This window comes from Paenarthrobacter sp. FR1 (assembly GCF_051106045.1).
GTDB lineage: Bacteria > Actinomycetota > Actinomycetes > Actinomycetales > Micrococcaceae > Arthrobacter > Arthrobacter nitroguajacolicus_A.
Genome location: NZ_JBPFSF010000011.1, coordinates 75516 through 93037, shown reverse-complemented (window position 1 = coordinate 93037; position 17522 = coordinate 75516). Strand labels below are relative to the sequence as shown.

General features: G+C 62.3%; 21 protein-coding genes. 7 read left to right on the top strand and 14 right to left on the bottom strand.

The genetic code is table 11. From position 1 onward, the window contains the following. Positions 1 to 422: 422 nt before the first annotated feature. The 8 genes from ACR30Z_RS19130 to ACR30Z_RS19095 all read right to left on the bottom strand — a co-directional run bounded on the left by ACR30Z_RS19130 (position 423) and on the right by ACR30Z_RS19095 (position 5196). Positions 423 to 854, bottom strand: a complete 432-nt coding sequence (locus tag ACR30Z_RS19130) for an SOS response-associated peptidase (RefSeq protein ID WP_434374195.1) — start codon at positions 852 to 854, stop codon at positions 423 to 425. 212 nt (positions 855 to 1066) lie between these two features. Beyond that, positions 1067 to 1387 (bottom strand): thioredoxin family protein, encoded by a 321-nt coding sequence (locus tag ACR30Z_RS19125; protein WP_434374193.1) that lies wholly within the window; start codon positions 1385 to 1387, stop codon positions 1067 to 1069. Continuing rightward, the gene (locus ACR30Z_RS19120; protein ID WP_434374191.1) at positions 1384 to 1722 is read right to left on the bottom strand and encodes a YnfA family protein; all 339 of its coding nucleotides are present in this window, start codon (positions 1720 to 1722) and stop codon (positions 1384 to 1386) included. The genes ACR30Z_RS19125 and ACR30Z_RS19120 overlap by 4 nt, the downstream gene beginning before the upstream one ends. A 103-nt stretch (positions 1723 to 1825) precedes the next feature. Then, positions 1826 to 2494, bottom strand: coding sequence for a DsbA family protein (locus ACR30Z_RS19115; protein WP_434374190.1), 669 nt, complete (start codon positions 2492 to 2494; stop codon positions 1826 to 1828). Continuing rightward, the gene (locus tag ACR30Z_RS19110) at positions 2491 to 3324 is read right to left on the bottom strand and encodes a cation diffusion facilitator family transporter (RefSeq protein WP_434374189.1); all 834 of its coding nucleotides are present in this window, start codon (positions 3322 to 3324) and stop codon (positions 2491 to 2493) included. The genes ACR30Z_RS19115 and ACR30Z_RS19110 overlap by 4 nt, the downstream gene beginning before the upstream one ends. After that, positions 3321 to 3647, bottom strand: a complete 327-nt coding sequence (locus ACR30Z_RS19105) for an ArsR/SmtB family transcription factor (RefSeq protein WP_434374188.1) — start codon at positions 3645 to 3647, stop codon at positions 3321 to 3323. Before ACR30Z_RS19105 ends, ACR30Z_RS19110 begins: the two co-directional genes overlap by 4 nt. Before the next feature lie 155 nt (positions 3648 to 3802). Continuing rightward, positions 3803 to 4822 carry a cation diffusion facilitator family transporter gene (locus ACR30Z_RS19100; protein WP_434374186.1) on the bottom strand — a complete coding sequence of 340 codons (1020 nt, stop codon included), beginning with the start codon at positions 4820 to 4822 and terminating at the stop codon, positions 3803 to 3805. Next, positions 4819 to 5196, bottom strand: coding sequence for an ArsR/SmtB family transcription factor (locus tag ACR30Z_RS19095; protein WP_434374184.1), 378 nt, complete (start codon positions 5194 to 5196; stop codon positions 4819 to 4821). Before ACR30Z_RS19095 ends, ACR30Z_RS19100 begins: the two co-directional genes overlap by 4 nt. 190 nt (positions 5197 to 5386) lie before the next feature. On the opposite strand from ACR30Z_RS19095, the gene ACR30Z_RS19090 reads away from it, so the two are divergent. The 5 genes from ACR30Z_RS19090 to ACR30Z_RS19070 all read left to right on the top strand — a co-directional run bounded on the left by ACR30Z_RS19090 (position 5387) and on the right by ACR30Z_RS19070 (position 10185). Then, positions 5387 to 5692: a heavy-metal-associated domain-containing protein gene (locus tag ACR30Z_RS19090; protein ID WP_434374182.1), complete on the top strand. Its 306-nt coding sequence runs from the start codon at positions 5387 to 5389 to the stop codon at positions 5690 to 5692. A gap of 65 nt (positions 5693 to 5757) precedes the next feature. Beyond that, positions 5758 to 7911, top strand: coding sequence for a copper-translocating P-type ATPase (locus tag ACR30Z_RS19085; RefSeq protein ID WP_434374180.1), 2154 nt, complete (start codon positions 5758 to 5760; stop codon positions 7909 to 7911). 93 nt (positions 7912 to 8004) lie between these two features. Then, on the top strand, positions 8005 to 8469 hold the full coding sequence (locus ACR30Z_RS19080) for a DUF6153 family protein (protein ID WP_434374178.1): 465 nt from the start codon (positions 8005 to 8007) through the stop codon (positions 8467 to 8469). A gap of 145 nt (positions 8470 to 8614) precedes the next feature. Then, positions 8615 to 9223 carry a DUF305 domain-containing protein gene (locus ACR30Z_RS19075; RefSeq protein ID WP_434374176.1) on the top strand — a complete coding sequence of 203 codons (609 nt, stop codon included), beginning with the start codon at positions 8615 to 8617 and terminating at the stop codon, positions 9221 to 9223. An 83-nt stretch (positions 9224 to 9306) separates the two neighbouring features. Continuing rightward, positions 9307 to 10185: a F510_1955 family glycosylhydrolase gene (locus tag ACR30Z_RS19070; protein ID WP_434374175.1), complete on the top strand. Its 879-nt coding sequence runs from the start codon at positions 9307 to 9309 to the stop codon at positions 10183 to 10185. A 234-nt stretch (positions 10186 to 10419) separates the two neighbouring features. Here ACR30Z_RS19070 and ACR30Z_RS19065 read toward each other — a convergent pair whose 3' ends face one another. The 5 genes from ACR30Z_RS19065 to ACR30Z_RS19045 all read right to left on the bottom strand — a co-directional run bounded on the left by ACR30Z_RS19065 (position 10420) and on the right by ACR30Z_RS19045 (position 15137). Then, positions 10420 to 10851 (bottom strand): DUF6262 family protein, encoded by a 432-nt coding sequence (locus ACR30Z_RS19065; protein WP_434374173.1) that lies wholly within the window; start codon positions 10849 to 10851, stop codon positions 10420 to 10422. After that, positions 10852 to 12987: a tyrosine-type recombinase/integrase gene (locus tag ACR30Z_RS19060; protein ID WP_434374172.1), complete on the bottom strand. Its 2136-nt coding sequence runs from the start codon at positions 12985 to 12987 to the stop codon at positions 10852 to 10854. After that, a complete protein-coding gene (locus ACR30Z_RS19055) occupies positions 12974 to 14161 on the bottom strand; it encodes a site-specific integrase (protein ID WP_434374171.1) in 1188 nt (395 codons plus the stop codon). Before ACR30Z_RS19055 ends, ACR30Z_RS19060 begins: the two co-directional genes overlap by 14 nt. 161 nt (positions 14162 to 14322) lie before the next feature. Beyond that, entirely contained in the window at positions 14323 to 14664 is a 342-nt protein-coding gene (locus ACR30Z_RS19050) for an SOS response-associated peptidase (RefSeq protein ID WP_434374170.1), read from the bottom strand. 152 nt (positions 14665 to 14816) lie between these two features. Then, the gene (locus ACR30Z_RS19045) at positions 14817 to 15137 is read right to left on the bottom strand and encodes a helix-turn-helix domain-containing protein (RefSeq protein WP_434374169.1); all 321 of its coding nucleotides are present in this window, start codon (positions 15135 to 15137) and stop codon (positions 14817 to 14819) included. A gap of 223 nt (positions 15138 to 15360) precedes the next feature. Here ACR30Z_RS19045 and ACR30Z_RS19040 point away from each other — a divergent pair, with 223 nt between their 5' ends. Together ACR30Z_RS19040 and ACR30Z_RS19035 are read left to right on the top strand one after the other, a co-directional pair. Continuing rightward, a complete protein-coding gene (locus ACR30Z_RS19040) occupies positions 15361 to 15939 on the top strand; it encodes a recombinase family protein (RefSeq protein ID WP_434374168.1) in 579 nt (192 codons plus the stop codon). A gap of 150 nt (positions 15940 to 16089) precedes the next feature. Continuing rightward, positions 16090 to 16752 (top strand): hypothetical protein, encoded by a 663-nt coding sequence (locus ACR30Z_RS19035; RefSeq protein ID WP_434374166.1) that lies wholly within the window; start codon positions 16090 to 16092, stop codon positions 16750 to 16752. 60 nt (positions 16753 to 16812) lie between these two features. On the opposite strand, the gene ACR30Z_RS19030 is transcribed toward ACR30Z_RS19035, so the two are convergent. Beyond that, positions 16813 to 17463 (bottom strand): nuclease-related domain-containing protein, encoded by a 651-nt coding sequence (locus tag ACR30Z_RS19030; RefSeq protein WP_434374165.1) that lies wholly within the window; start codon positions 17461 to 17463, stop codon positions 16813 to 16815. Positions 17464 to 17522 lie beyond the last annotated feature (59 nt).

Sequence of the window (17522 nt, the reverse complement as noted above, 5' to 3'; positions counted from 1 at the left end):
AAACCCGGCCCTGGCAGGCCGGGTGATCTTCAGGAGCTTGGTCAATCGGCAGGGCCGAATGAGCAATTCCTAGGGGTTTAGACACTCCCAAGATTAGCTCAAAAAGCTCATTTCCTTAACCCTGGTTAGGGGATGGGTGGCCCTGTCGTTCCTTCAGAACGGCGAAAGGGCAAAGCATGAACGGGGACAAGAAACCCGAACGTTGGGCCATGACGAACTGCATCCTCACGGTGACGCGTCTGATTTTAGACGTTGCAATGTGGTTCATCAGGGGCCCGTTTTAGTATCACCGAACCATCAAGAAGCCCGCGCGAACCTTGTTTCGCGTGGGCTTTCTTGAAATTGATCTCCACTTTGGCGTCCCGCCCTACGAGCTTTCCTGGCATGTGGTCTATGAAGTCGTGGACAACTTTCCTAGTGCCTCACTCAGCTGGTTCAATCAGCTCGGGTCCGTTGTTCCGGACGCTGTTGACGCGGGTGCTGACAGTCCGCGGGGTCAATGTTGGTTCCGGCAAGGAGTCCAGCAAATGCTGGACGTCGGCTTTGTCGGTCAGGTCAGGGTCGAGCCATTCCGCGAAGCGGTCCTGCGGGATGATAACGGGCGATCTGTCGTGCACGTGTCCCAGCGCGTCCTGGGTGACTGTGGTCAGGACCGTGCAGGTCAGCAGCCACCGTTCTGGATCATCCTCGGGCAACGCGGGATCAGGCCAGAACTCGTACAGGCCGGCGAAGCCGAGCAATGGTTCCTTCTCGGAAAACAGATAGTTCGGGATCTTCTTTCCGTCCTCGGTTTTCTGCCACTCGTAGTAGCCATCGGCCGGATTATCCGGTAGTTCCTGTGATAAGCCCAGCATCGATGCAGCTGAGACTGTTAAAGACGCGTCTTTTTCGTTGTCCGATGCGTCGGGGTTTTCGATGGAGTGGTCTTTGGGATCAGGTTGAGGAACGTGGGCGTAATGCCACCCAGAGCGCACATCTTCGGCAGATGTAGGCGGGTTCCGCGCCGAGGGCGTGTAGTTTCTGGCGTTCCATGGATCGGCCGCAGCAGGAGCACTGGAGTTCCATTTCAGATGCCATGATGTCTCAGCGCCTCGATGATTTGATTGATCGTCGGGGTTCCGGAGAGCCCCTCTGGTGTGTGATAGATCCGGCACGCGAGATCACTGGTGGGATTCGCGCCGGGGAAGATGTCGGTTCCGTCTGCTGCGATCGTCGGTGACCCGGCAAAACAGGTTCCGCTTGTGTCGGCCGGTGACTCGATTCGTCGCAGTTGGACGGAAATATCTTGGCGGCCGAGCGCGGCCAGGGCGGCCCCGACATGGTTGAGGGTTGTCGCAGTGTTGGGGCAGTTGTCGATGTGGAGCACTTCAATTTGCATGCGAATCATGCCGCGCTCCGTGGTGCGAACATGATTACGGCTACCCCGAGCAGGCAAATGACGGAACCTGCGATGTCCCATCGATCTGGGCGGAAGCCATCGAAGATTATGCCCCAGGCAAGAGAGCCTGCGACGAACACCCCACCGTAGGCTGCGAGTATCCTGCCGAAGTGCGCGTTGGGTTGGAGGGTAGCGGCGAACCCGTAGATCCCCAGCGCAATGACACCGAGTCCAGCCAGCCACCAGGCTTTGCCTTCCCTGATTGCTTGCCAGATCAGCCACGCGCCCCCGATTTCAGCGGCGGCGGCGAGGGCAAACAACAAAATAGACTTGGCTACTGACATGATTCCATCCTGTCATTTGGGTTACCCGGTCCTACTTTCAGCACCGTGGCCGGCTTGGAAGAGGTTTCAATCCCTATGACCCGCAGCTTCTTGGGATCGCGGTCTACCGGGCGGCTTCGTCGAGGAGCTGCCGGAATTGGGCTTCGGTATTCAGGGTGAGTTTCTTTCCGTTCAGGAAGAACGTAGGCGTGCCGGTCACGCCGAGAGCCTTGCCGTCGGCGACGTCCTGGCTGATCCGGTCTTTGGTTGCCTGGTCCGCGACCGCGGCATCGTACTGTGCCATGTCCACGCCGAGTTCTTGGGCGAAGGTCCTGAACAGTGCCGCTTGGGAGTCCCGTTTTTCGCCCCATTCGGGTTGGGTAGCGAAAAGTTTGGTGGCCATTTCCTGATATTTGCCCTGTTGGGCGGCGGCTTCCACGGCTAGTGCAGCGGTGCCGGAGTTCCGGTGACCGGGAAGCGGAAAGTAGCGGTGGACGAAGGTGATCCTGTCCCCGTATTCCTTCTTCAGTTCCTCCACCAGGGGTTCAGCGGAGCGGCAGGATTCACACTCGAAGTCCAGGAACTCGACCAGCTGGGCTTTTTCCGTGGCCGGGCTCGTGACCCGGTGACTGTCCGCCCTGACAAGCTGGGCGTCGGCGGCCGCGAGTGGGGCAGCCGGAGCCGGCTTGTTGGCGGTGAGCACTAGGTACCAGATCACGCCAGCGCCGACGATTGCGCCGAGGAGGATCCAGATGATGATGCGGATCCTTCGGGCGGACATGACTGCGCTCATCGATCGGCCGGCTTTGTTCCAAGCTCAGCAGCCACCGGCTCGGCCACGGCGTCCGATCCGCACCCGGCACAGCAGGAATCCGCGGACTCTTCATCGGCGGGTCGTGCCAGTTCGATGACTACCGGAGCAGATGCTGCAGAGGTCTTGGTGGTGGGCGCGCAGCAATCGTCGTCTTCGTCGTCAGCGTGGCCGTGATCGGCGTGCGGGACAGCGCAGCAAGCCTCGCCTTTCCAGGCGTTGATGCCTTCCCGGACCGCGATCCCGGCAATGACCAGTGCCGCGCCGGCATCAGCCCACCACCAGCCCAGCGTGCTGTTCAGGACCAAGCCGATCAGCAGAACGGCAGAGAGGTACGTGCAGAGCAGGGTTTGTTTGGAATCGGCGACGGCGGTCCTGGAGCCAAGCTCCCGCCCGGCACGTCGCTGTGCCCACGACAGCACGGGCATGATCGCCAAACTCAACGCAGCGATGACGATGCCCGGCGTTGAATGCTGGGCCTCCCCCGCCCCGGTCAGTGAGCGGAAAGCATCCACAGCCACGAACGCGGCCAGGGCGAAGAAGGAGATGGCAATGATCCGCAACGTCAGGTGCTCACGCCGCTCCGGGTCCTTGGCGGAGAATTGCCAGGACAACGCCAGAGCCGATGTCACTTCGATGACCGAGTCGAGGCCGAAGCCGATCAGCGCGGAGGAGTCAGCAACCCCTCCGGCCCAGAGCGCTACGACTGCCTCGATGACGTTGTAGGTGATGGTCGCGGCCGCGAATAGGCGGATGCGACGAGTCAGCACGGCACGGCGTTCCAGTGCTGGAGCTTTCAGGGTTGCGCTCATGCCAGGCACGTCCCGTCCGGCGCGCAGCAAGCCGGGTCAACGGCCAGAACCACGCCGATCAGGTCTTTGATGGCATGGCCCAGCCGTGCATCCGCCAATTCGTACCGGGTCCGTCTGCCGTCAGGGACAGCAACTACCAACCCGCAGCCGCGCAGGCACGTCAGATGATTCGACATGCTTTGGCGGGACACACCCAACGCGTCAGCCAGGTCAGAGGGATAGGACGGGGCCTCCGAGAGGGCCAGAAGTACCCGGGCCCGGGTGGGGTCCGAGACCGCGTAACCAAAGCGGGCCAGCACAGGCGCCTGCGTGAGCGTTTCCATGGCCTTTACGGTACATCCTGCGATGTATTCAGGCAAACATGTACTCTGGCTATCCGGCAGAAGGGTAGGTCCTGGTCGTCCATGGGCGCCAGCGGCAAGAAGAGCCGCCCAAGGCTCGAAAACCCCTGAGGCATGCGGATCCTTCCCGGGGGCCGTCAGTGTCGGAGTGGGACGACAGTGACCGCGCCGATGTTCGGCAGCGCCGTTCGGGCCGCGTGGTCGATGCGGCTGGTCAGTTGCTCCAGCTCGATCATGGTTGTGCTCCCTTGTGCGGGCACAGTGATTTCGGCCTGCAGGCAGTGCCCGGTCCAGCGCAGCCTGGACGCGGTATCGTCGATGCCGTGGTGTCGCAGCGATGCTGTGAGCGTGTCAGTGAGGGCTGGATCGACGCCGTCCATCAGCCGGCGGCCAATGTCTTTTACGGTTCCCCAGAGGAGAACGGCGATCGCGGCGGAGATGAGCAGCCCGATGATCGGGTCAGCGAGGGGCAACCCGAGCCAGATGCCGAGCACGCCGGCGACGACGGCCAGGGAAGTGAACCCGTCGGCGCGGGCGTGGATGCCGTCCGCGACCAACGCGGCAGAGCCGATCTTCCGCCCGACATGGATTCGGTAAATCGCTACGAGCTCGTTCCCGGCAAAGCCGACAAGCCCTGCGGCGAGGACCCAGCCCAGATTCTGTACTGGCTGGGGCTCGAAGAGACGTCGGAAAGATTCGACCGCTGCGACCACGGCCGAGAGTGCAATCATCGCGACGATGAAGAGCCCGGCGAGGTCCTCCGCGCGGCCGAACCCATACGTGTAGGTTTTGGTCGCCGCTCGGCGGCCAAGTATGAATGCGATCCAGAGCGGCACGGCCGTCAGGGCGTCCGAGAAGTTATGAACGGTGTCGGCCAGCAGCGCGACCGAACCGCTGATCAGGACAATGACAAGCTGGAACAGGGCCGTCAGTCCCAGTCCTACCAGCGAGATCTTCACTGCCCGGATTCCCTGGGCGCTGCTCTCCAGCGCGGAATCCACCGAGTCAGCTGCGTCGTGGGAGTGCGGGACCAGCAGATTCCTCACCCATCCGAGGAAACCTCCGTGGCTGTGCCCGCTGTGGTCGTGATGATGATGGGCGCGGGTTGGATGTTCGTCATGCCTGTGGCCATGCGTGTGGGTGGTCGGCTCGCTCACTGCCCCGCCGCTTCGCTGCCGGAATGCGGCAGGAGGTGGTGGTGTGGTGCGGTGCCGAGGGCGTGTTCGGCCTGATGGATGGCATCTGCGACGAGCTCCCACGCGTGCCCGTCCTGCAGCCGGTAGTAGACCCTGGTTCCTTCCTGCCGGGTCGAGACCATCCGCGCAAGCCGCATCTTTGCCAGGTGCTGAGATACCGCAGCTGCTGACTTTCCGGTCTTTTCGGCCAGCGCATTCACTGGAAGCTCGCCGTGTCTCAAGGCCAGGATCAAGCGCACCCGGGTCGCATCAGCGAGCATCGCGAAGACTTCCACGGCCAGCTCCACGTACTCACTGTCGGGCGTCAGCGCGCAACTCTGCTTATCTGCATTCATACGCAGATACTTACATATATGAACGATGCTGTGCAAGGACTCCTTGCACACCTCTTGCAAGATATACCCCCCGGGGGTATATTGGCTGTGTTGTCAGTGAGTGGTATGTCGCGGAGGCCGGTTTTGGTTCGCCTCTTTACAACCGTTCAACCACAGCACCATCGCATCTTCTGCAATGAATGGAACTGACATGCAAACACCATCACGTACCGAACTGCCACTGACGTCTTCATCATCGGGCCTCGGCTGCTGCTCCACCGACAAGGGCATCACGACAGGTGCCACGGCCGCCGGAGTCGAGTTCTCCGTGGAAGGCCTGACCTGCGGCGGCTGTGTCGCCAGCGTCGAAAAGGCCGTCCAAGCCATCGACGGCGTTGACACCGCGACCGTTGAACTTGTCCCCGGCGGCATCTCCCGCCTCGTCGTTTCCGGACCGGCCGATCCTTCGGCTGTCCGGGACGCCGTCACGTCGGCTGGATACAGCCTGACCAGCTAGTTCGAACCCACACCGGCCTGCGCCGCCTTCGTGCGATGTCGCGGCCGTCACTGGAGGAGCGCACCATGGCAGAGCACGACCATCACCATGACCACCACCCATCACCGGTAAGCGAAGCCGACCGGGAACCAACCACCCGATCCGTTGCGGACGGGATAACACCACCCGCGATTGAGCACCACGGCCACCTGACCGGCCACGAGGACCGGGATGACCATGCCGTGCACAGCCACGGCCAACACGCCGGACACAGCACGGCCATGTTCAAGGACCGGTTCTGGCTGACGCTGATCCTCTCGGTCCCGGTTGTATATTTCAGCCCGATGTTCGGGCACCTTCTGGGGTACATGCCCCCGGAATTCCCGGGCTCGGTTTGGATCCCACCTGTGCTTGGCACGGTGATCTTCCTCTACGGAGGGATGCCGTTCCTCAAGGGCGGCCTGAACGAGCTGAGGAACCGGCAGCCAGGGATGATGCTGCTGATCAGCATGGCCATCACGGTCGCGTTCGTCGCGTCCTGGGCTACCAGCCTGCGGATCGGGAACTTCGATCTGGACTTCTGGTGGGAGCTGGCGCTGCTGGTGGCCATCATGCTGCTCGGCCACTGGATCGAAATGCGGGCCCTCGGCTCGGCCCAGGGCGCCCTGGACGCGCTGGCGGCCCTGTTGCCCGACGAAGCAGAACGCGTCACCGACACCGGCGTCGAAACCGTCATGGTTTCCGAACTGAGGACCGGTGACATTGTCCTGGTCCGGTCCGGCGCGCGGATGCCCGCCGACGGCACCGTCGTTGACGGTCAGGCCGAGTTTGATGAGTCCATGATCACCGGTGAGTCCAAAACGGTCCTGCGCACCGTGGGGGACCCGGTCGTGGCCGGGACCGTTGCCACTGACAACACCGTCCGGGCCACCGTCACGGCCGTCGGGGATGACACGGCACTGGCCGGCATCCAACGGCTGGTAGCCGAAGCGCAGGCCTCCTCCTCCAAAGCGCAGGCTCTTGCGGACCGGGCAGCTGCGTTCCTGTTCTACTTCGCAACCATCGCCGGTGTCATCACGTTCGTTGCCTGGGCGCTGCTGGGCAGCCTGCCCGAGGCCGTCACCCGCACCGTGACGGTTCTGGTCATTGCCTGCCCGCACGCCCTCGGGCTGGCCATCCCGCTGGTGATCGCGATCTCCACCGAACAGGCCGCCCGGGCCGGGGTGCTGATCAAGAACCGCATCGCACTGGAACGGATGCGCACCATCGATGTGGTCCTGTTCGACAAGACCGGAACCCTGACCAAAGGCGAACCCGAGGTCAGGAACACCGCCACCCCTAACGGCGCCGGCAATGACGAGTTGCTGGCCCTGGCCGCAGCCGTCGAATCCGACAGCGAACACCCCGTAGCCCGGGCCATCGTCCGGGCAGCACACAACCAAGGCCTGAAACTTCCGCAGGCGACGGGTTTCACCTCCATGACAGGCCGCGGTGTGCGGGCCATGATCGATGGCCGAACCATCCAGGTCGGCGGGCCGGCGCTGCTGCGCGAACTCGGACTCGCCGAGCCCGAACCGCTGGCGGCCTCAACCCGCGAATGGATGGGGCGCGGCGCAGCCGTGTTGCACGTCATCGACGGCGAACAGGTGCTGGGGGCACTGAGCCTCGAGGACGCGATCCGTCCCGAGTCCCGGCAGGCCGTGGCGGCACTGCAGAGCCGGGGCGTGAAGGTTGCCATGATCACCGGTGACGCAGCCCAGGTAGCCAAGTCGGTGGGCGCGGAGTTGAACATCGATGAGGTCTTCGCCGAAGTTCTGCCCGCGGATAAGGACAAAAAGGTCGCCGAGCTGCAGGCCCGCGGCATGAAGGTTGCGATGGTCGGAGACGGCGTGAACGACTCCCCTGCCCTGGCCCGCGCGGAGGTTGGTATCGCCATTGGGGCCGGCACCGATGTGGCCATGGAATCGGCCGGGGTGATCCTCGCCGGCAACGACCCACGTGCCGTGCTGTCCATGGTGGACCTGTCCCGGGCAAGCTACACCAAGATGTGGCAGAACCTTGTCTGGGCGACCGGTTACAACGTCATCGCCGTGCCGCTGGCCGCCGGCGTCCTGGCGTTCGCGGGGATAGTGCTCTCCCCCGCTGCCGGGGCGGTCCTGATGTCCGTCTCCACGATCGTGGTCGCCCTGAACGCCCAGCTGCTCCGGCGGGTGAAACTGAACCCTTCGCAGGTTCGTTGACCCAACAGGGTCCTGCACCGGCGACCCGCCCCCACTGGGGGTGGGGTCGCCGGTTGCCGGTAGCCTGAAACAACACGCAGACAGGAGGACGGGATGGCAGCGCAGCGCACCACCAGCGGATCCGTCCTGCTCAGCGCCGGGCTTCTGGCCGCAGTTCTCGCCCTCATCGCAGGGATCCTGGGCATGCATGTCATGACAGGCTCCCATTCGGCGCACGCGGCGGCGACCGTCCCGGGGGCACCAACGTCTGCCGCCGGCACCGGACACACCGACCACGCGCCCACGGCGGCAGAGATTGCGGTAGTCCAGGACCCGGTGCCGGTGGGCGACGCCGTGTCCCCGGCGCAGTGCTCGTGCTCAGGGAACTGCTCAAGCCAGCACGCGATGGCCGCTTCCTGCATCCCGTCCGTGGCGCCAGCTGGCCTGGCAGCGCCCCTTCCGGACAACACTGTCTCCACCACGGTGCCCTCCCCGGATTCTGCCGCCGCGTCCCGGGTTCCGCGCTCGTACCGTCCCGGCAGTCCTTCACCGGGTGAATTGTCCATCAGCAGGACGTAGGTACACCCCTCTGCCTGGTTCCGGGCAACCTATCTAGTTGCCGTCGGCAGCCCGACCGGGCTGTCGCACGTTCCGCTTTTGCACACACCTCTCTTCCTGCGGGGCGCCTGCGCGCCCCCGGAAACTTGTGAAGGACTTGATTTTCATGAACACGAAGAAGCTTTTACCTGTAGCCGCGACAGCGATCGCCACCGCAATTGCCTTGGCCGGCTGCGGCGCCTCCGGCGGTTCCGGATCCTCCGGGACATCCATGCCCGGAATGGACCACGGCAGCAGCTCGTCCAGCCCCGCCGCGGCGGCGGAGCACAACGCCGCGGACGTCATGTTTGCTCAGATGATGATTCCCCATCACGCCCAAGCCGTCGAGATGAGCGAGACGATCCTCGAAAAGCAGGACATCCCTGCGGAGGTCACGGCACTGGCTACCCGGATCAAGGAAGCCCAGGGCCCGGAAATCGAGAAGATGACCGGCTGGCTGAAGGGTTGGGACGAATCCACCCAAGCACCCACCGGACACAGCATGGACGGCATGATGGGCGCTGAGGACATGGCGAAGCTCGACGCCGTCCAGGGAGTTGAGGCAGCCAAGCTGTTCCTGACCCAGATGATTGCCCACCACCAAGGCGCCGTGACCATGGCCCGGACCGAGACCACGGACGGCAAGAACCCGGACGCGGTGCAGCTCAGCAAGGACATTGTCAGTGCCCAGGAAGCCGAAATCCAGGAAATGCAGCAACTGCTGACCACCCTCTAGCCAGCCCCTGTTGCGCCGGTCCCGTCTCTCTGACGAGCGGGACCGGCGCCGGACGTCCGCCCTTCCTCTACTTGGAGCTTTCCATGCAACTTTCAACTACCACTGCCGCGCGGACGGGAGCCGTCGTTACCGGCGCCCTGCTCGTCCTCGGCTTGGCTGCTTGCGCCCCGGCAAACCCGTCGGCGACCGGCACACCGACCATTCAATTGACCGATAACGCCCTGCCCAGCAGCCACGTGCACGGACTCACCGTGGACGGTGACACCGGCCAGGTACTACTGGCCACCCACGACGGTCTTTTCGACATGACCAAACAGCCGGCGACCAAGATCGGTGGCACCAACGACCTGATGGGGTTCACCGCCGGAAAGGACGGCATCTTCTTCGCCTCCGGCCACCCCGGCCCAGGCTCGGACCTGCCCAATCCCATCGGCCTGATCAAATCCACCGACGGAGGACAAACCTGGGAGAAGCTCTCCCGGCAAGGCGAATCCGATTTCCATGCCATGACCACCACCAAGTCAGGCATCGTCGCGTACGACGGACAATTGCGAAGCAGCCCCGACGGGATGACCTGGAACACTGTCGCCGCCATGTTCGCACCGGCGGTCCTGGCCGGGCACCCTGACAGCGACACCGTGCTGGGCACCACCACCGAAGGGATCCAACGCTCCACCGACGGCGGAGCCACCTGGACCCTCAACAAGACCGGCCCGGTACTCCAGTACGCCGCTTTCGCCGATCCCGACGAAGCGGCAGGCGTGGCCCCCGACGGAACCGCCTACTACTCATCCGACGGCGGCTCCACCTGGACCCAAAAGGGCAGAATGGATAGTGAAGTCCTGGCCATCACGGCCGTCAATGGAGCGTACGGGAACCCCTGGATCTGGGCTGCCACTCCCGATGGGATTGTCATCTCCACCGACGGGGGAACGAGCTTCCGTCCCGCAGGCGGATCCTGACGCACCAAGCCGCCCGACAAAAACCTAGGCCGGAAACACACCGGGCGTCGTCTGCAGTGCGGATCTAGGGTGGGGGTGACGGCCGGGCCGGCCGGTCGTCACTCCCATCCGTGACAGGACCTGGCCATGACCCAGACCATCACTGCGATGATGGAGTCCCACCCCGGGCCGCGGACCAGATGAACAAAAAGGCTTTGGTCGAACTGTTGGGCCCGGGTGCCGGATGCCAATGGCCTATTGCCGGGTTGGTCCCGTGTCTGCGGGCAAGACAGGTTTTTGGCGCCGCAACTGGAGGATTTCTCCGTGGGCTGCTGCGAGGGCGGCTTCGAGTTCGGCGATCTTTTTCCGGTTGGTTGATCGTTCATGGGTGAGTTTGGCGGTGAGGGTCCTGACGATGCTGCTGGTGTCAGGGAGTCGCGGCTCGGGCAGCGCGGCGGCCGCCGCGGGTGCGGTGGTTTTGTCGCGGAGGTCCATGATGCGTTCGCGCAGGTCGAGGGTACGGTAGAGGAAGTCCTTAGAGACTCCTGCTTCTGTTGCCACTGTCTGGAAAGTGATCGGGCGGCCGGTTTTGAGTAACCTACGCAGTCCCTGCTCGGCGCGGGCTGTAGCGGCTTCCTGCTTCGCTTGGGCGGCTCGCTGGAGGCTTTCGATATTGCCCCCGGACATCTAGCCGGAGACCTGACGGGGAGCACGTTGAACGTCGGAGTCTGTCCGCGCCAATGTTCCAGCTCCGGCCACGGGTGCCGTGCCGCGTGCGGGATCTTTGATGGCGTCGACGATGCCCTCCAGGGCGCGCTGTTCCCGTCGGCGAAGGGTAAGCCACACGTGGTTCTCGCTCATCGGCTCGCCGGTTCGCTGTCGGTGGGCTTCCTGGCGTTTGTCGACGAGGGCGTCCAGCGCAACCAGCTCACCCTCGTGGACACCGAGGAATCGTTCGTCGGTGACGAACAGGTCGCAGGTCAGGCACGCGTTGCCCTTTGCGCAGGTTTGGGCCGGCGGGAGCGTGCACCATCCGTTGGGAAGGACACGGTCGGTGCGGGCGTCGAGGGCCATCAGCTCGTAGAGGTCCTCCGGGGACATGCGCGGCTGGCTGCCCTCCGCCGTGAGCTTGCGGTACTTGATGAATTCTGCTTTTGCCGTTGCGTCCAGTGTCTGGGCGTAGTGCATGGTCATCTCGGGGGTGGTGTGGCCGAGGTATCGCTGGACGACGTGGAGCGGGACGCCTGCGTTCAGCAGGTTTGTGGCCTTGGTGTGTCTGAAGTTGTGCGTTCTGGCCAGTTTGAGTGGTTGGTCGTTTTCGTCGCGGATGTCGGCGAGGTCGACCAGTTTGCGCAGCTGCGTGCGGAAAACATGGCTGCTGTAGGGGCGTTGACCGTGCAGGTTGTTATGGCTCCGGATGAACAGATATTGCGGAGGCTCTGTTATCTGATTCCGGTCAAGATGCTCTTTGAGCCAGCGCTGCTGCTCGGCAATGATCTCCATAGCCTCCGAATCAATGAAGATCGTTTCGGGTGCTCCGTCGATCTTGGTCTGCTGGTACCGCAACTTCGCGATCCTCTCCGACCCCGGGTCTTCCGCTCCCGGAACCGGTATCAACGGATTGACATCGATCATGCAGATTTCGCTCGCGCGGCGACCTGTCGCGATGAGCAAAAGGAGTATCCGCATCGCTTGGGGATCTCCCAGACCTCCGTCCGACCTTGAGGTCCCCAGCAATGGAGCGTGCTGGGCGATCTGGGACATCGTGTGCTCGGAATAGAGCCGGGTTTCGTCCAGCGGCTCTTTCTTCGACTTCCGCGGGAGGTCACCTGGTCGAATGAGGCGAAGATAGTCCGGGGATAGAGTTGCCCAGCGGGCATCGATTCCGTTCTGTGTCGCGTCACTGGCCTGATCGACCATGAACTCATACAGCCCCCGAACCGCGGCCACTATGGAGGAAACGCCAGAGAGCTCGCGTCTGCTGCCGCTTCGGGTCTTGAAGGCACTCTCCGAAAGAAAGTCGAGCATCAAGGCCCGCCGTTCCCGGGTATCCTTGGCCAGCAGCGGAGTGTCGACACCTCGACGGGTGAGGAACCTGCCGAAAATTTTGATCCCGTTGTGTCTCTGCAGTACCGTTCCCCACGCGATGTCACCTCGTTCCAGCTCGGTCTTGACGAAGAACATCCCGCCCTGCCTCAGCCAGGCTGGTGCGACTTCGTGCCAATGGATGGCGGTTGTCTTGGGCGGGACGTTCCGTCCCCGTGGGATGCTGGCGTCCAATTCCAATGACCAGACTTCCCGTTTCCACCAAGGGCCGTCGTCGTAGGCAAACCACAACAACTTCGAGGCACGGTCCAGCGGTCCGGTAATGGTTCGCAACGTTGAGGGGTTGGGCAGCGCCCGGGTTCTTGTCGCCCAGGAACTGCTGAGCTCTTTCCGCCATTGGGATGGCGTGCGGTCCATCAGGCTTTCCCCATCCTGTCCCTCTGCTTTCAGCCGGCGGGAAGTCTCTGCCAGTTCCCTGACGAGCAGTCCCAGCGGCGAGCAGGGAACACGGCCGCCACCTTGAACGATGCGCCAGATGACGTACTGCATTTCCCGCTGCATTACCGGTGGGAGCCCGTCCAGATGAATATTGCCGATCTTGGAGTGGTAGTAAGCGAAGAAGGGGAGATACTGCGCCGGGATCGTGGTCCGGGTGTAGTGCAGTAACCGCATATCCAGTGGAACCTGGTTGCCTAATGCTCGGCTGGCCTCGGCCGTGAAAGGATTTCTGCCGTTGAGGCTCAGCGCCTCCAGAGTTCTCGCGTCAGCGGATTTCATCCTGGACCCTCCATCGGTTCGTTAGTCTTTGCCAGTCGGCAAGGGACTGGAGTTCCTCGTCATCGGTGACCCAGGCATATAGATCCAGGGTTGTCTGAACGTCAGCGTGTCCGAGCCGCCGGCTCACCACATGGATCGGGGCACCGGCCAGGAGCATTGCCGTGGCATGGGTGTGGCGGAACCAATGAGGCGTCCAGTCCTGCGGCACCGCAGAGCCTAGGTCCCTTCGAATGCGACCGACGCGTTTGTAGACGGTTTCCGACCTCAGGGGTTTGAACTCGTGCCCCCGTCTCAGGTTGACGAACACGTAGGCCTCATCCATCGATGACACAACCAGATCCATTCCCGCTTCACACAACTGCCAGACGTATTCGGCGTAGAGCCTGTCCAAGCCATCGGAGATATGGATCTTGCGGTATCGCGAGCCTTTGACCCGTAGCCCGTACGGGTGGTCATCGCGCGGGGCGACCTCAAGATAGGGGTTTTCCCCGCGGCCGGAATGCCAGTCCCGATGCTCTAAAGACAGAGCCTCACCCAGCCGGAGCCCGGTCTCCTCTAACAAGGTGAAAAGCAAGAGGTCCCGGACAGACCCGTTCCACTCCCCTGCTTTCGGATCGAAGCGACCGCAGTTATCCTTGATCGCGTCGATCTGTCGAACCGTCAAGATAGGAGCGCTGGACCGCCGCTTCGGCACGCTGACCGACGCACTCCGGCGGAGTCCACGGCTTGCATGCCCCAGAAACGGCATATAGGGACTCCGTGAGGGGCGGTCGGAGTAGACGATTGCCCCGAAGTCGTACCCGCGCCACTGATGAAACGCATAGAAGGAGCGCACGGCCTGGATTCTCAGGGCAGCTGTTGAGGGAGCGATCTTGGAAGCCGTGGCGGTCATGTAAAGAGGAACCACGTCTGGGGGAATCCCAGTACGAATCCATGCCAGAAAGGCTGACATGTCCTCGAGTTTCACTTGGGCCCAGGTTCGGCCGCGGGCTTCCAGGAAGTCCCACCACAGGCAGAGCGATCGCGAGTAAGACTTAACGGTGTTGGGTGAATGGCCGGTCTGTCTCAGGTGCTCGAAGTAGAGCTCTATCTCTGGAATAGGAAGGAAATCGCCTCCGAGAACTGTCCACGTGGTTTCGGCACCATCGACTTGAACTCGCTGAACTCTCGCCATTGGTCAGCTCCCCTCCCCCATCAGCCTCCCGTTCGGAAGCCAACTGAGGTGGGACTGGAAGTGAACGACGAACGGAAACCCGGGATCTGCCCGGTGAAGACCAATACCGGATAGCGCTGTCTTCGACAGCGACAACGCGCCATCAGTTCCTGTTGAAGACGTTAAAGAACAGTCGGAAGCTGTACCGGATAAGCAGGAACAATCGCCCTGCGCTTCACCGCGGCCGACCTAAACGAGGGCTTCTCCAAAATGCTCTCACTCCTGGCATTTATAAGCCTGGACCCGATCTTGACATCCTTTGACCAGGACGGCACCAGACCCCATTTCGCAATCAGCAGGCGCCGGTCAATCGTGCCCTCGTCCAGGCGTTCGGCCACGATTGGCACGTTCTGGGTCGGGGCGACGTTCCAGCTCGGCCCAGGAGGGCTGCCTTCAACTTCCTTGGCCTCAAAGTGGCTCAGAAGATCGCTCGCTGCTTTGGACATCACGTATCTGCCGCACATGAGCCTATTCTGCCCACAAAACCGTCAAGACGGAGGGTGATTGAGGATGCGGGTTCCGCGGGTGTTTCTTGAATTCGTCGGACATCCGTCCAACAGAGCGGTTCAGGTAAAGTCCGCGGGATTCGTTGCATAGCTCGAGGTCCGGAACGGCACTACAGCTCCTCACCCCAAGGCAACCCAGTGGGCCGGCCTCCGACGTGCTGCCACGCACGGTCCGCGAATTCCAGCGCTTGGTCCCCCGCTTTACCGGCAGGAACCACGTTTTGGAGCTTGTGGCTTGCGATGCGGTTGACCTGGGATTTGCTGACGCCCAAATGCCCGGCGATCTGGCGGACAGTCCATCCCCTACTGGTCAGAAGATGCACCACCTCTTTCAGGATTATGCCTCGGGCCATATCTGCTTGGCTGATGTGGTTCCAGGCAGCAAGCGCGTCTTCCTCGGATATTTCTGCGTATCGCTTTTGGTGTCCCATGCTGGGACAATATCAGACTGTCCCCCCCTGGGACAACCATCGACTTGAGGGTAAAGGGTCCGACTGCATGTGTCCCACTTCCTTAGAACCGGGACACTCGCGCGGGATACTTCCCATCAGTTCGGCGCAGCTGGATTCCGTGTCACTTTGATGTCCCGTTTGTTATTCCAAAACATGCGCAATCATCACCCGTCACAAAGACAACTTTCGGTACGGTTTGAGCATGGATATTGGATATGCGAGAGTCTCGACGGCGAAACAAGACTTAGGCCGGCAGCTGAATGCCTTGGCCGCTACCGGTATCACCAAGGTCTTTGCCGACAAGAAGTCCGGAGCCACAAGGGACCGGCCCGGCCTTCAAGGTGCCCTGGACCATGCAAGGGCAGGCGATGTAATCGTCGTGCACACCTTGGACCGGCTAGGCCGAACAGTCCGAGACACCCTCAACCTAATGCACGAGCTCAAGGAGCGCGGCGTGGGTGTCCGAACGCTGGCCGATCCCCTGCCCATCGATACCTCGGACCCAGACAGTCCGATGGCGCAGCTGGCCGTTGTCATGCTCGCGCTCTTCGCCGAGATGGAGCGAACCTACGCGGCCGAACGAGCTGCACATGCCCGAGCTGTGGCTACGGCCAACGGCCGGCGTACCGGAAGGCCCTCCGTAGTCGATCCCGACAAGCTCGAACATGCCACGATGCTTCGTGATAAGGGAGTCACTATCCGGGAGATCGTCACGAAAACAGGGCTGGCGCGCACTACCCTGTACCGGCATTTACCGCCTCGCTCATCTGATCCGGATTAGTCAGATTAAATGGCTTGCCCCAGCCAAAACGACCAAAGCGGCCACGGACCGATCAAATGGCCAGATTTCCGGGGTGGCGGCATGCCGTCAGAACGGTCCTTTGATCTTAGGGTCCCGCTGGCACTGTCGAATCCCAGTTATGATCCGGGCATGACTGAACTAGATCTCCTCGTGAAGGCCATTGCTGAGGATCTCGGCGATCCTTCTGAGTGGAGCGCCCCGGTGGAGTTTCGCGGCTCTCTTGCGCTTTGCGCACTGAATTCCGCATACTCCCTGCGCGCAAGCTCGGCCGCAGCGACAAATGTACTTGCCCGGTACCGTGCGCTTCGCTCAACGGCCGACACTGATAGTGGCGCAGACCTGATAGAGGCCATGGACAGTGCGGGTGGCCCTGCGGACTTTGCCCGTGACATCCTGTGCAACGAAAGCAAGCTCCCTGGAACAGACCGCCTGCGGCCCGAGGGTATCTACGAGGGCCTCTCCCGGCTCGCTGCCTTGGACACCGCCGTAACAACCACCGAACATCTCCGAACCGCCGCGGCCAACGGAAGTACCGCCCCTAAGACAGCATGGCTCTCCGTCAAAGGCTTTGGCCCGCTTGCCTGGTCATACCTGATCATGAACGCCGGAGTCAGTACCGAAACAAAACCAGACGTGATGGTGCAGCGCTACCTCGCCCGAGCTCTCGGCGATGGCAACAGACTTACCCCTGCACGAACACGACAGCTCCTCCAACTCGCGGCCACGGAGCTCTCTGTCGAACCGCGGGATTTGGACCGCGCGATATGGCTACACGAGAGTCCGTCGAAGTAGTCCTCAGTTCAGTAATCCCTTAGCGGTGCTTCCGTGCCTATGCGACCATCGACACCACCGTCAGGCTGACTTGAATCGCGAAGCTATTGATTCCCTCATCTTTGGCACGTCAACGTCGCCGGTCCTCTGCGCTGTAAGTACTTTGCCTAGCCGCTTCGGCCAGAGCACTTCAATGCCACGTGTCGTGAACGCTCCCCCGAACAGCGGCCAATCCGCGTCGATGAAGCACAGCGCGCCATTGACCGGAACATCCCCAACATGGTTCCGCACGACAGCAACCTGCCTGAGCACACCATCAACGAGCTTCGTGCAATCGCGTTTGCCCACGAGCAGCTTCTCGACGCGTGGACGAAGAAAGCCGCCTTCGATCTTCACTTCAGGCCGCCCCTTATACCGTTTGGCATCAATTACCCACATCCCGCCGGAAGTAATAACGATGTGATCGATGTTGGCCTTCGAGCCCGGGATTCGCCGGTCATGCAGGACAGCCAGGTCCTCCGAGGTCAACGCATTCAGCTCAGCGCCCAAGCGTTCCTCACCGATGGCGCCTTGAGACCAAGACTTGGTGGACGGCCGATCATCAGAGAGCGCGACAGCCAAGCCCCCGAAAGGTCCCCATTTCTCACGCAGAGTGTCCTGGTCCTTGCTCTTACGGCGCTCATACTCGCGACGGGCCGAGGATCCTGCTGTCCCGGCTGCAGGTGGCAGCACTCCATCATGTGTTGCTTCCGGACCCGGAGAGAGTGCTTGTCCCGACGCAGTGGCACATA